Annotated in this window: 14 protein-coding genes and 1 pseudogene; 11 read left to right on the top strand and 4 right to left on the bottom strand. The window is 32.0% G+C overall.

The genetic code is table 11. The features are described 5' to 3' along the window. Positions 1-80 precede the first annotated feature (80 nt). Both AC3VI6_RS06140 and serS read left to right on the top strand, forming a co-directional pair. Positions 81-1,016, top strand: coding sequence for a bifunctional riboflavin kinase/FAD synthetase (locus AC3VI6_RS06140; protein WP_497705530.1), 936 nt, complete (start codon positions 81-83; stop codon positions 1,014-1,016). A gap of 55 nt (positions 1,017-1,071) precedes the next feature. Next, on the top strand, positions 1,072-2,346 hold the full coding sequence (gene serS / locus AC3VI6_RS06135; protein WP_497705529.1) for a serine--tRNA ligase: 1,275 nt from the start codon (positions 1,072-1,074) through the stop codon (positions 2,344-2,346). Between the two features lie 92 nt (positions 2,347-2,438). On the opposite strand, the gene AC3VI6_RS06130 is transcribed toward serS, so the two are convergent. Beyond that, positions 2,439-2,582 carry a hypothetical protein gene (locus tag AC3VI6_RS06130; RefSeq protein WP_166627718.1) on the bottom strand — a complete coding sequence of 48 codons (144 nt, stop codon included), beginning with the start codon at positions 2,580-2,582 and terminating at the stop codon, positions 2,439-2,441. A 121-nt stretch (positions 2,583-2,703) separates the two neighbouring features. Between AC3VI6_RS06130 and AC3VI6_RS06125 the strand changes: the two genes are divergently transcribed. The 5 genes and pseudogenes from AC3VI6_RS06125 (at position 2,704) to mgtE (ending at position 7,304) form a co-directional block, all read left to right on the top strand. Then, entirely contained in the window at positions 2,704-4,479 is a 1,776-nt protein-coding gene (locus AC3VI6_RS06125; protein WP_497705528.1) for a tetratricopeptide repeat protein, read from the top strand. A 73-nt stretch (positions 4,480-4,552) separates the two neighbouring features. After that, complete coding sequence (locus tag AC3VI6_RS06120) at positions 4,553-4,882, top strand: DUF4286 family protein (RefSeq protein WP_497705527.1); 330 nt, start codon at positions 4,553-4,555, stop codon at positions 4,880-4,882. A 2-nt stretch (positions 4,883-4,884) separates the two neighbouring features. Continuing rightward, a complete protein-coding gene (locus AC3VI6_RS06115; protein WP_497705526.1) occupies positions 4,885-5,073 on the top strand; it encodes a hypothetical protein in 189 nt (62 codons plus the stop codon). A 12-nt stretch (positions 5,074-5,085) separates the two neighbouring features. Beyond that, positions 5,086-5,889 carry a 16S rRNA (adenine(1518)-N(6)/adenine(1519)-N(6))-dimethyltransferase RsmA gene (gene rsmA, locus AC3VI6_RS06110; RefSeq protein ID WP_497705525.1) on the top strand — a complete coding sequence of 268 codons (804 nt, stop codon included), beginning with the start codon at positions 5,086-5,088 and terminating at the stop codon, positions 5,887-5,889. Positions 5,890-5,952: 63 nt separating this feature from the next. Beyond that, positions 5,953-7,304: pseudogene (gene mgtE, locus AC3VI6_RS06105) on the top strand (magnesium transporter). A gap of 48 nt (positions 7,305-7,352) precedes the next feature. Here the strand turns inward: mgtE and AC3VI6_RS06100 are convergent. Then, positions 7,353-8,030 carry a LysE family translocator gene (locus AC3VI6_RS06100; protein ID WP_497705524.1) on the bottom strand — a complete coding sequence of 226 codons (678 nt, stop codon included), beginning with the start codon at positions 8,028-8,030 and terminating at the stop codon, positions 7,353-7,355. Between the two features lie 20 nt (positions 8,031-8,050). After that, positions 8,051-9,100 (bottom strand): 2Fe-2S iron-sulfur cluster-binding protein, encoded by a 1,050-nt coding sequence (locus tag AC3VI6_RS06095; RefSeq protein WP_497705523.1) that lies wholly within the window; start codon positions 9,098-9,100, stop codon positions 8,051-8,053. 168 nt (positions 9,101-9,268) lie between these two features. Between AC3VI6_RS06095 and AC3VI6_RS06090 the strand changes: the two genes are divergently transcribed. The 3 genes from AC3VI6_RS06090 to AC3VI6_RS06080 are packed head-to-tail and all read left to right on the top strand — an operon-like array spanning position 9,269 to position 10,985. Further along, positions 9,269-9,607 (top strand): PadR family transcriptional regulator, encoded by a 339-nt coding sequence (locus tag AC3VI6_RS06090; RefSeq protein WP_274634301.1) that lies wholly within the window; start codon positions 9,269-9,271, stop codon positions 9,605-9,607. 11 nt (positions 9,608-9,618) lie between these two features. Further along, entirely contained in the window at positions 9,619-10,281 is a 663-nt protein-coding gene (locus tag AC3VI6_RS06085) for a hypothetical protein (RefSeq protein ID WP_497705522.1), read from the top strand. Between the two features lie 5 nt (positions 10,282-10,286). Continuing rightward, positions 10,287-10,985, top strand: a complete 699-nt coding sequence (locus AC3VI6_RS06080; RefSeq protein WP_497705521.1) for a hypothetical protein — start codon at positions 10,287-10,289, stop codon at positions 10,983-10,985. A gap of 41 nt (positions 10,986-11,026) precedes the next feature. Here the strand turns inward: AC3VI6_RS06080 and rsmI are convergent, their stop codons facing one another. After that, positions 11,027-11,698, bottom strand: a complete 672-nt coding sequence (rsmI, locus tag AC3VI6_RS06075) for a 16S rRNA (cytidine(1402)-2'-O)-methyltransferase (protein ID WP_497705520.1) — start codon at positions 11,696-11,698, stop codon at positions 11,027-11,029. A gap of 66 nt (positions 11,699-11,764) precedes the next feature. On the opposite strand from rsmI, the gene dxs reads away from it, so the two are divergent. Further along, entirely contained in the window at positions 11,765-13,534 is a 1,770-nt protein-coding gene (dxs, locus tag AC3VI6_RS06070) for a 1-deoxy-D-xylulose-5-phosphate synthase (RefSeq protein ID WP_497705519.1), read from the top strand. Positions 13,535-13,587 lie beyond the last annotated feature (53 nt).

Genomic DNA, 13,587 nt, shown 5'->3' with positions numbered 1-13,587 from the left:
TCTGAATTTTAGATTTTATTCTTGAAATATTATTTATCCTCTTATACAAATTGTATTTTTGCCTAAATTTATTTGTAACCTTGGAAATTACACATTCTATTTTTGACTTCACTCCTACTCAAAAAACAATAGTTACCATTGGTACTTTTGACGGTGTGCACATTGGGCATCAAAAAATTATTGAAAAGCTAGTGCATGAAGCAAAATCTAGCGGAAAAAAATCGGTACTACTTACTTTTTTTCCACACCCTAGAATGGTGTTACAAAAAGACGTTTCTATCAAATTGATTAATACAATTGATGAACGTGCACAACATCTTGAAAAATTGGGATTAGATTATTTAATCATTCATCCGTTTAGTAAAGAGTTTTCAAGACTTACTGCTTTAGACTTTGTTCGAGATGTTCTAGTGAATCGACTAAAAATTTCTAAATTAATAATTGGATACGATCATCACTTCGGAAAAAATAGAGAAGGGAACATTGAACAGCTAACTGAATATTCTCATTTATACGATTTTACGGTCGAAGAAATTCCTGCTCAAGATATTGATGAAGTTTCTGTAAGCTCTACCAAAATTAGAAAAGCACTTGCCAACGGTCAGTTAAAAACCGCCAACAACTATTTAGGTTATAACTTTTCTCTCACAGGAAAAGTTGTAAACGGTAAACAATTAGGCGGAAAAATAGGATTTCCGACTGCTAATATTGATGTTTCTGAAGAATATAAATTGATTCCTAAAACAGGAGTTTACGTTGTAAAATCAACTATAGAAAATGCTACTGTTTACGGAATGATGAATATTGGAAATCGTCCTACTGTTGATGGCGAATACCAAACCATTGAAGTCCACTTTTTTGATTTCAACCAAAATCTATATAATAAAGAGTTAACTATTGAACTGTTATACTTTTTAAGAGATGAACAAAAGTTCGATTCTGTTCCCGATTTAATATCACAACTTAAAAAAGACAAAGAAACTTCTTTAAACTACCTCAAAACAATTAGCCTCTAGCATTGCTTAAGTCTGTTGCTTCTTTTATCTTTGCTTTTCTTAAAAAATTAAAAAGATGTTACAGGTTCAGTTTATTAGAGAAAACAAACAAACTGTTTTAGACGGATTAGCAAAACGTAATTTTGCTGATGCCGAAGCAATTATTGAAGAAGTATTAACTACTGATGAAACACGTAGAGCTACACAAGTTTCGTTAGACAATATATTGGCTGAATCTAACAAAATATCCAAGGAAATTGGTGGTCTTTTTAAATCTGGTAAAGTTGAAGAAGCGAATCAACTAAAAGCAAAAACAGGTGAATTAAAAGAGGAATCTAAACAATTAACTGAAGAGTTAAACGCTGCTGCTGATAAATTAAACGAGTTATTATATCAAATTCCTAACATTCCGCATGCTTCTGTAAAAGCAGGAAAGAATGAAGAAGATAATGAAGAAATTTTTAAAGAAGGGATTATTCCTGATTTAGGAGAAAATGCCTTACCTCACTGGGAATTAGCTAAGAAGTACGACATCATCGATTTTGAATTAGGTGTAAAAATTACAGGTGCTGGTTTTCCTGTATACAAAGGAAAAGGAGCTCGTTTACAACGTGCTTTAATCAACTATTTCTTAGATAAGAATACAGCGGCTGGTTATAAAGAAGTACAAGTTCCTCATTTGGTAAATGAAGCTTCTGGTTTTGGTACGGGTCAGTTACCTGATAAAGAAGGACAAATGTATCACGTAACAGGTGACAATTTGTACTTAATTCCTACAGCTGAAGTTCCAGTAACCAATATCTTTAGAGATGAAATAGTACAAGAAAATGATTTACCAATTACTGTAACTGGTTACACTCCTTGTTTTCGTCGTGAAGCTGGAAGCTACGGAGCACATGTTCGTGGATTAAATCGTTTACATCAATTTGATAAAGTAGAAATTGTTCGTGTTGAGCATCCTGATAATTCATACAATGCCTTAAACGGAATGGTAGAACATATCAAAGAAATTTTACGTGAATTAAAATTACCGTATCGTATTTTACGCTTATGTGGTGGTGATACAGGATTTACTTCTGCCTTAACTTTTGATTTTGAATTATATTCAACTGCTCAAGAACGTTGGTTAGAAATTAGTTCTGCTTCAAATTTTGAAACTTTTCAAGCAAATCGTTTAAAGTTACGTTTCAAAAATAAAGAAGGAAAAAGCCAATTAGTACACACTTTAAACGGAAGCTCTTTAGCATTACCTCGTGTACTTGCTGGTATTTTAGAGAATTACCAAACTGAAAACGGAATTAAAATTCCTGAAGTATTAGTTCCTTACTGTGGTTTTGATATGATTAATTAATCAATCTTCACTATAAAAATGAAAAAATCCCAAGCCTCAATTACGACGCTTGGGATTTTTAATTAATCAATCCCCATTGAAAAAAAATATGTTTAATTGGCAACTACCGCTACCATTAATCTCTTGTATTTGTTCATTTCAAGCAATGCTTCAAAATATTGAGTTATTTGACCTTTTCTCATAAACTCATTTGCATTCTGCTTTGCTATCTCGTATTGTGTAGTAAAGTTTTTCATAATTAACATTGTTTAGTTGTTTTACTAATAAAACAAAGTTCGTGCCAAAATGTTACAGTACTTTTCAAAAAAGCACCCCTTTTAATAGTATTTTAACAATTATGTTCAGTATTTTTGATAAATGAAAAGAGTCGTTATTCTATTTAATTTACTGATATTTAGTTTGTTTTGTCATGCGCAACAAAACGAATTTATCATTGCTGAAAATTATTTTAGAAATAATGAATATGAAAAAGCAATTCAGTTATATAAAGAGTTATACAACCAAAGCCCTTACAACACTACTTATTTAGAAAGATTAATTACTTGCTACCAAGAAACCGAACAATTTTCAGTTGCTGAAGAGCTTCTTTTTCAAAAATTAAAAGAAAAACCAAATTTAGCTTACTTGCATGTTGTTCTCGGTCACAACTTCGAACGTCAAGAAAAAATAGATACTGCAAACAAACATTATCAATTAGCAATAGAATCCATTAATAACAAGGCTAATTACGGAGCATTAATTGCTGGTATGTTTAAAAATTACAGCAAACTAGATTTAGCTATTGAAACCTTTCAAAAGATAATGGATATAAATCCGAAAGCTAATTATGGGTTTCAAATGGCTCAAATTTATGGTGAAAAAGGTGATTTTAAACAAATGTTCGAATCATACATCGATTTGGTTGATAAAAACGAAGGCTACCTCAACAATGTTAAACGTTATGCTGGTAAATACTTAACCGATGATAGTGAAGATGAAAATAATATTTTATTCAAAAAAGCTTTATTAAAAAGATCTATAAGTAACCCAAAAGACATTTGGAACGACCTACTTTCTTGGTTGTTTATTAGGCAAAAAGAATATAGCAAAGCACTTATTCAAAGCAAAGCATTGTTTGCCAGAGATCCTGATAATTTAAATAGGATTAATGAACTAGGTAAAATAGCTTTGGAAAATAAAGACTACGAAACTGCTAAAGAATGTTTTGATCTTATTATAGAAAACACCAATTACCCAAGAGATAAGTTTGAAGCCATAAACAACAATCTGAGAATAGCTATAGACACCAAACAACCAGACATTGACCAACGTTTTGATGCTATTTTTAAAGAATACGGTATAAATTCAAACACATTATTCACCCAAATAGCTTATGCTGATTATTTAACCTTTACCAAAAACATCCCTGAACAAGCTGAAGTTATTTTACACAAATCTTTAGATTTTTCTAACTCAAGATTTATAAAAGCATCAATAAAATTAAAATTAGGAGATGTTTTAGTGTACATGGGTAAATTCAATAAAGCTCTCATTTATTATTCGCAGGTACAAACTTCATTTAAAAATCATAATATAGGTCAAGAAGCTCGTTTTAAAGTTGCCCAAGCATCTTACTTTAAAAATGATTTTAAATGGGCTAAAGCGCAACTAAAAGTTTTAAAAGGATCAGCCTCTCAACTTATTGCCAACGATGCTGCAAACTTGTTTTTAACTATATCAGATAACGAACCTAAAGACAGCATTTCTTCTGGATTAAAAGAATACGCCAAAGCCGATTTGTTAGCTTTTCAGAATAAAAACGACCAAGCTATTGCTGTTTTAAGTGAAATTATTACAACTTATAGAGGACAAGCTATTGAAGATGAAGCCTTGTTTAAACAAGCCCAATTATTTATTAAAAAGAAGCAATATGATGAAGCTATTTTAAACTATGCTAAAATCATAGCCTTAGATAAAAACGGAATTTATGTTGATGATGTTTATTACTACATGGCAGAATTGTACAACAACGAATTAAATAACCCTGAAAAGGCAAAAGAATACTATCAAAAGATTATTTTTGACCACCCTTCGAGCATCTATTTAGTAGAAGCTCGTAAAAAGTTTAGAAAAATAAGAGGAGACGATATTTAACAAATCAATTTGAAAATTTGAAGATGCATAAATTACTTCATTTTCAAATTTTTAAATTCCCAAATTAAAAAGAATGTACATATACAATGTAACCGTAAATATAGACGAAAGTATCCACGCTGAATGGTTAACTTGGATAGAAAGCCATATTCCTGAAGTATTAGCAACAGGACATTTTATCAGCGCAAAAATGACGCAAGTTCTGGTTGAAGAAGAAATGGGAGGAATTACCTACTCTATTCAATATACAGCAAGAACTCGTGAAGATTTGGACAACTACTACAAACACAGTGCAGATAAATTACGCAGCGATGGATTAAAAAAGTTTGCAGATAAAATGTTAGCGTTCCGTACAGAACTTAAAGTAGTGAATGAGTTTTATCCTACAGTGAACTGCAACTAAACATGCAAGAAAAAATCTATCAAAAGAAAAAACTACTCATAATCTTAGGAATACTCATAGCAACTTTAGGTGGAGTTATGGGGTATTACACTTATGACAACAACCCTTGGGAAACCATTAGTGGAGTAATTAGCGGGATAGGTTTTGGACTAACAGTTATAGCCTTAACAATAAAACCACCAACCAAATAGATACAATAAAGAATGACCGTAAGAGCTAAAAAACATTTAGGACAGCATTTTTTAAACGATGAAAACATTGCAAAAAAAATAGCTGATACTTTAACCGAAAACGGATACGATAATGTATTAGAAATTGGTCCTGGAATGGGGGTTTTAACAAAGTATTTGTTAGAAAAAAAACCTAAGGTTACCGTAATGGAACTTGATTCAGAATCGGTGGTTTACTTACAAGACACCTTTCCTGTTGAACATATTAAGTTAGACACTTCAAAAGAAAAATTTAATATCATTGAAGGTGATTTTTTAAAAAAGGATTTTACAGAGATTTTTAATAAGCAACAAGTAGCTATTATAGGAAACTTTCCATACAATATTTCATCACAAATTGTTTTTAAAGCGATTGAAAACAGAGAGTATATTCCTGAATTCTCTGGAATGTTTCAAAAAGAAGTAGCTGAACGAATTGCTGAAAAAGAAGGAAGTAAAACCTACGGAATATTATCCGTATTAACACAGGCTTTTTACGATGCTGAGTATTTATTTACCGTTCCTCCGTCAGTTTTCAACCCACCCCCAAAAGTAGATTCTGGAGTTATTCGTCTTATCAGAAAAGAAAACTATACACTTCCTGTAGATGAAAAGTTATTTTTTAGAGTAGTAAAAACTGCCTTTAATCAACGAAGAAAAATGCTTCGTTCAAGCTTAAAATCTTTCAATCTTTCGGATACCTTAAAAGAAGACCCTATATTTGCGATGCGTCCCGAACAATTATCGGTACAAAAATTCATAGAATTGACACAAAAAATAGCACAAGACAACAGTTAAACGCTTATTTTTAAGTTAATTTTAGAACATTCAACTCTCGATTATCGGCTAAAATCGTAAACGATGGCATTAGAAATTACGAAAGACTTACTAGAGCGCGTAGAAGAGCTTATACAAAATCAGAAAAATAAATCGCTTTCTAAATTCTTCTCAGAATTCCACCACGCGGATATTGCAGAAGTTTTAGATGAATTGTCTTTTGATGATGCTGTATATATCATTCGACTACTTGATAGTGAAACTACCTCAGAGGTATTAATGGATGTTGACGAAGAGGTACGTGAAAACATTCTAGAACAACTTTCTGCCAAAGAGATTGCCGAAGAAATTGATGAATTAGATACCGATGATGCTGCCGATGTTATCGCTGAACTTCCAGAAGAGCGTAAACAAGAAGTAATCCAACAAATTGAAGACCGTGAACACGCTAAAGAAATTGTTGAATTATTACGTTACGATGAAGATTCTGCCGGTGGATTAATGGCAAAAGAGCTTGTAAAAGTTAATGAAAACTGGAATGTACTTACCTGTGTAAAAAAAATGCGTTTACAAGCAGAAGAGGTTACCAGAGTGCATTCTATTTACGTAGTAGATGATGAAGGAAAGCTAAAAGGGCGTTTGTCTTTAAAAGACCTTTTAATGGCGTCTACCCGTGCAAAAATATCAGACGTTTATATTCCGAAAGTAGATTTTGTTCATGTTCATGATAAAGCAGAAGAAGTTGCTAATATTATGAGTAAATATGACCTTGAAGCTATTCCTGTTGTTGATGAACTAGGAGTTTTAGTTGGAAGAATTACCATTGATGATATTGTTGATGTAATTAAAGAGGAAGCTGAAAAAGATTACCAATTAGCTGCCGGTATTACCCAAGATGTAGATTCTGAGGACAGTATTTTTGCCTTAACCAAAGCACGTTTACCTTGGTTATTCTTAGGAATGGTTGGTGGACTAAGTGCTGCTAGTATTATGGGAGTTTTTCAAGATGCTATGGAAAAAAGCCCTATTCTATTTTTATTTACACCACTAATTGCGGCGATGGCTGGTAATGTAGGAGTACAATCCTCTGCAATTATTGTACAAGGTTTAGCTAATGATGGAATTAAAGGTTCTATCTGGAATCGTTTATTAAAAGAAGTTTCTTTAGCAATGCTTAATGGGGTAATCTTAGCTATTTTATTATTCTCTTTTGTATGGATAGCCAAAGGGGATTTTCAAGTAGCTTTAGCTATTTCTACTTCACTATTTTCAGTTATTATTGTCGCTGGTTTGGTTGGCACCTCTATTCCGTTAATTTTAGATAAATATGGGATAGATCCTGCTATTGCAACAGGGCAGCTTTTATTACAACCAGTAATGATATTTTTGGAATTCTAATTTACTTTTCAATAGCCAAAATGATTATTGGCTTTTAATCGCAAGAAATAGCCAAGGGTTGAATTTCCTCGAAGCTTACCCGTTGTTTAATCTATCGATTCTACTTTTTCAATCAGATTATCAATTTTTTCATTAGGAATAAAGCCTTTCAACATTAGGAAAGCTCCGAAAACGATGAGTAATATTCCCATTCCGCGTTTTATACGGTAAATAACTAAAGGAGTTAATCTACTTTTTAATTGTTTTGCTAAAAGTATCTTTCCTAAATCGGTAATCATATATCCTGCTATTACAGTACCAAAATACCATACTAAATACTTCGGATTCATGTCATAAGTAGGACCAATTACCACAATTAATCCTAACCAAAAAGCCAAAACGCCAATATTAATAAAGTTTAAAAAGAATCCTTTAAATAGTAGTTTTAAGTAGTTATTACTTTCAGGAAGCACAACATCAGGAGCTTCTGCTTCCTTTTTATTGTTTTTGTCTAAATAAGTGATTAATCCGTAAACAATTAAGACCAATCCGCCGATAAGAAACAACCGCGGATCGTCTTTTATTTTTTCTAACAAACTTCTACTTCCAAAATAGGCAATTAACATAAAAGAAATATCTCCTAAAATTACCCCAAGATCAAAGGCAATAGCTGCTCGGGCACCTTTTAAAATACTTGTTTTTATTAGCATAAAAAACACTGGGCCTATCATAAAAGCCATAAAAACACCTACTAAAAAAGCATTTTTAAAATCGTAGAAATCCATAGTTATAAAGTTACGACTTACTAAACATCGTCAAAATCTACCACAATCTTCTGAGTCGTCGGATGTGCTTGACACGTAAGAATTAATCCTTCTTCTAATTCTTCGTCTGTTAAAATTGAGTTTTTCGCCATTACTGCTTCTCCTTCGGTAACTTTTGCAATACAACTACTGCAAACCCCACCTTGACAAGAATAAGGAGCATCTAATTTATGGTGTAAAGAAGCCGCTAAAACCGTATCTGTCTTTTCCATCATAAAAGTATGCTCTTCATCATCTAATAGTACAGTGATTTCAGATTTTCCATCAGGAATATTTAACGCTGCTTCTTCATCTGAAACGCTTGCTGTAAATAATTCAAAATTGATATCTCTTTCGTCAAACCCATCTTCTTGAAGTGTATTAGAAACTGTTTGAATCATCTCTTCTGGTTCACATAAGTACACTGAATCAAAAGAAATATCTTTATGAACATTCTTTACAAAGTAATTTACAAGTCCTTTGTCAATTCTACCAAACTTAGTATTGGTTTTAACCTCTTGGCTAAACACATAGTGTAAATTTAATTGAGAAGAGTATTTTTCTGCTAACTCATTTAATTCATCGTAAAAAATAGTGCTCTCTGCTTTCTTATTTCCAAAAACCAAAGTAATTGTTGAAGTTGGTTCATTTTCTAACACTGCTTTTACCATCGATAAAACTGGTGTTATACCACTTCCTGCAGCAAACGCTAAATAATTCTTTTGCGCTTGAGGCTCTATGATAAACTTTCCTTCTGGTTCAGAAATTTCTAAAAAAGTATTCTCTTTTAATTTCGTAGTAGCATAGGTTGAAAATTTTCCGTGATTAACAGCTTTTACCGCTACTTTTATTTGTTTACTGTTAGGTGAAGCACAAATAGAATAAGCTCTTCTTATTTCCTTATCATCTAAATTGGCTTTTATGGTAATATATTGTCCTGCAATAAAGGTATAATTACTTGCTAACTCAGCAGGAACATCAAATAAAATTGAAACAGCATCTGCCGTTTCCTTTATTATTTTTTCAATACGTAGTTTGTGAAATGTAGACATTTATTCATTTTATAAGGATTACAAAAATAAGAAACTAAGCACGAACAAAAGTTAGGGTTGTTATAAAATATATACCTAAGAATTTTATACATAAGAAAATTATGTATATTTGTTGCAAGTCGCAAACACAAAAAAGCAACTAAAAACAAACCATTCAATATTAACACAATGGGAAATCAGAAATTATATAAGGGTTCTTTACAAACTATTATTTTGAAGTTATTAGCTCAAAATGATAAAATGTACGGATACGAAATCACACAAAAAGTAAAAGAACTTACCAAAGGTGAACTAAAAATTACTGAAGGCGCTTTGTATCCTGCCCTACACAAACTTGAAGCAGAAGGCTTGTTAGATGTTGAAGTTGCAAAAGTTGGTAATCGCTTACGTAAATATTATAAACTCACAGAAAATGGAACGAAAGAAACCGCTAATCGTATTTCAGAAATGCAGGAGTTTTTAAGTACCATGCAACAATTGGTAAACCCTAAGTTTAGTTTGGAATAATTTTTTTAGCTATGGAATTAACAAAAGAACAAATTAAAAAAATAGACCTTTTTTTAGAAGGAATAGGAATTGAATATATCGATATCCGTTTTGAAATGGTAGATCATATTGCTGCCGAAATTGAAAATAACATTGAAGATACAAATGCTTTTTTTGAAGGTAAAGGTTTTCAAGTACCTTTTATAAAGTATATGTTGAGCAGAAAAAAAGCTCTAAAAAACCGATATGAAAAACAGACCAAGAAATTACATTGGCATTATACTAAAGCTATCTTAAAAGACATCTTAAAAAAAGTCATATATCCTAAAAATGTACTCGTTATACTTTTCTTCTCGTTTATATGCTTCTTTTTTGGTCCTAAATATGTTAAAGAAACTTCTATTTTCATTTTTAGTTCATTAATGTTAAATCTTGTATATACTTCATATGTTTCCTGTAATTTTACAAAGAAACATAAGTTTCTTAAAATTGTAAAAACTTACTCTTTTGTAAGCTCATTTGTTATTATTTTTGCTTTAAACTTCCCTAATTTTTTTGACATTTTTTATAATGGTAATTATCAAAAAAATGCTATCTATATTTATCTAACTGCTTTTGTTTTTAATTACTTACTCTCTCAAAGTTTTCTAGAGAAAAGAGATTTTATTGAAAAAAAATATCAGTATTTAATTTAATAGCTATGAAACTAACCGATCAACATATAGAACAATTATACAAGTTTACACGTCAACATTTTGTTGAGCATTATGATGTGCAAACAGAGTTAGTAGATCATCTAGCTAACGATATTGAACAAATTTGGGAAGAAAATCCAACACTCACTTTTGAGCAAGCTCGCGATAAATCGTTCAAAAAATTTGGTGTTTTTGGGTTTATGAATGTCGTTGAAGAAAAACAAAAGCAAATGAATAAAAAGTACAGAAAAATTATTTGGAGCTACCTAAAACAATGGTTTACGCTACCTAAAATAATTTTAACTCTAAGTTCTGTTTTTATCTTTTATTTTTTATTCCAAATACCATATTATGGAAAGTATTTTTTCTACGGTTTAGAAGTTTTCTTTTTCCTTTTTATAATAATTAGATGTCAATTTTTAATCAAGCAACAAAAGCAGCGAGTAAAAGAAACTGGTAAAAACTGGTTATTAGAAGATATCATTTTTAAAATGGCATCTACTAACTTTATTGTCTTTTTTTCTAATGTATATAATATTTTTCGATTAGCAGAACTGATGCATAGAAAAGAATTTACGCTTTTTATTTCTGTCTTTTCGGTTCTTTTAATATTAGTGTCTTACATCACTTTAGAGCTAATCCCTAAAAAGTCAGAAAAACTTCTCGAAGAGCAGTATCCTGAATATAAATTTGCGAACAATTAAAACTCTAAAAATCCAATTATCTAATAGTCCAACAATCTAAACTACTTTTTCCCTTCAATCACAATTACAATCTCGCCTTTGGCAGGTTTTTCAGTATAATATGCTAACACTTCTTTTACACTTCCTCGCTTGGTTTCTTCAAACAATTTTGTCAATTCTCTAGAAACTGATAGCTGTCTATCTTCACCAAAATACTCAGCAAAATTTGCTAAGGTTTTTAATAATTTATGCGGACTCTCATAAAAAATCATGGTGCGTGTTTCTTCAGCTAAGAACTGTAAACGTGTTTGACGTCCTTTTTTTACAGGCAAAAAACCTTCAAAAACAAATTTATCATTTGGTAAACCAGAATTTACTAATGCAGGCACAAAAGCAGTCGCCCCAGGTAAGCATTCCACCTCAATATTGTTTTGTACACAAGCTCTAGTCAGTAAAAAGCCAGGATCAGAAATTGCAGGAGTTCCTGCATCTGAAATCAAAGCAAAAGTTTCACCACTTTGCAAACGTTTTACAATGGTTTCAACCGTTTTATGTTCATTGTGCATGTGGTGCGATTGCATGGGCGTAGCAATATCAAAATGCTTTAACAGTTTTCCACTAGTACGCGTATCTTCTGCTAAAATATAATCTACTTCTTTTAAGACTTTTAACGCTCTCAGCGTAATATCTTCTAAATTCCCAATCGGTGTAGGCACCAAGTACAATTTGCTCATACAACAAAACTACAAAGTTTTTAGTCTAAAAAGTTAGGAATCTCTACCTTTTTGTACTTTTGCTATATGTCGAACGACCTTTTGAAAAACATTCAAATTCCTGCTGATTTACGTAAGCTAACATCAGACGAATTACCACAACTTGCCAAAGAATTGCGCGAGTTTATTATTGATGTAGTTGCCACTAAAGAAGGACATTTAGGCGCAAGTTTAGGTGTGATAGAGCTAACCATTGCACTCCATTATTTGTTTGATACCCCTAACGATTTATTAGTTTGGGATGTTGGGCATCAAGCTTACGGACATAAAATTTTAACAGGAAGAAAAGACGTTTTTCACACCAATCGTCAATTTGATGGAATTTCAGGTTTCCCAAAACGTTCTGAAAGTGAATACGACACCTTTGGTGTTGGACACTCTTCTACCGCTATTTCAGCAGCTTTAGGAATGGCAATTGCTTCTAAATTACAAGGAGTTCACAAACATCACATTGCGGTAATTGGTGATGCTTCTATCGCAAGCGGAATGGCTTTTGAAGCGTTGAATCATGCAGGAGACACCAATACTAATTTGTTAGTTATTCTGAATGATAACGCTATTGGTATTGATCCATCAGTCGGTGCTTTAAAGGATTATTTAACTAAGATTAAATCACCTCGATTAGAAGTTGAACAACACAATATTTTTGAAGCCTTAAATTTTGACTATTCAGGTCCTATTGACGGACATAATTTTGAGGAATTACTCTCTGAATTAGAACGTTTAAAAAATATTCAAGGCTCAAAGTTTTTGCATGTAATTACTACTAAAGGAAAAGGATTACGACAAGCAGAACAAGATCAAGTAAAATACCATGCTCCTGGAAAATTTGATAAAATTTCTGGTGATGTATTACCCAAAGAAGAAAGCAAGTACACAAAATATCAAGATGTTTTTGGTAAAACCATTGTTGAATTAGCACAGCAAAACGAAAAAATTGTAGGAATTACTCCTGCTATGTTAACAGGTAGTTCCTTGAAGTTTATGTTAGAAGCTTTTCCTAACCGAACTTTTGATGTGGGGATTGCCGAACAACATGCAGTAACTTTAGCTGCAGGTATGGCAACTCAAGGGTTAATTCCATTTTGTAACATTTATTCTACCTTTTTACAACGTGCTTACGATCAAGTAATTCATGATGTAGCTTTACAAAACTTACCTGTAATTTTCTGCTTGGACAGAGCTGGATTGGTTGGTGAAGACGGAGCAACACATCACGGTGTTTTTGATTTAGCCTACTTACGTTCCATTCCGAATTTAATTGTTTTTGCTCCTCGAAACGAAATTGAGTTACGTAATATGATGTTTACCGCTCAACAAGGATTGAAAAATCCGATTGCAATTCGTTACCCGAGAGGAAAAGGAAAATTAGAACAATGGCAACTTCCTTTTGAAAATATTGAAATAGGGAAAGGAGTCTGTTTAAAAGAAGGAAATAAAGTAGCAGTGTTATCTATCGGAACAATAGCTAATAATGTCTCAGAAGCGATAAATCAGCTTGAAAACAACGAAGCTGTAGCACATTACGACCTTCGTTTTGTAAAACCATTAGATACTCTACTTTTAGATACAATTTTCAATAAATTCGATACGATTATTACTATTGAAGATGGTACGATTAAAGGCGGATTTGGAAGTGCAGTATTAGAATATGCTTCCGAAGTAAACTATCAAGGAAACATTAAACTTTTGGGTATTCCTGATGCGTTTATCCATCACGGCACTGTTCAGCAATTACAAGAAATTTGTGAGATTGATATTAACTCTATCAAAAAAACAATTCAAAATCTAGTATAAAAGAAAAGCGAACCAAAATTGGTTCGCTTTTCTTTTATGATAACTCTCAGAAT

It is taken from the genome of Tenacibaculum sp. TB-56, assembly GCF_059716275.2.
Note: the sequence above shows the minus strand (reverse complement) of the source record. Positions and strands in the feature narration are given on the sequence as shown.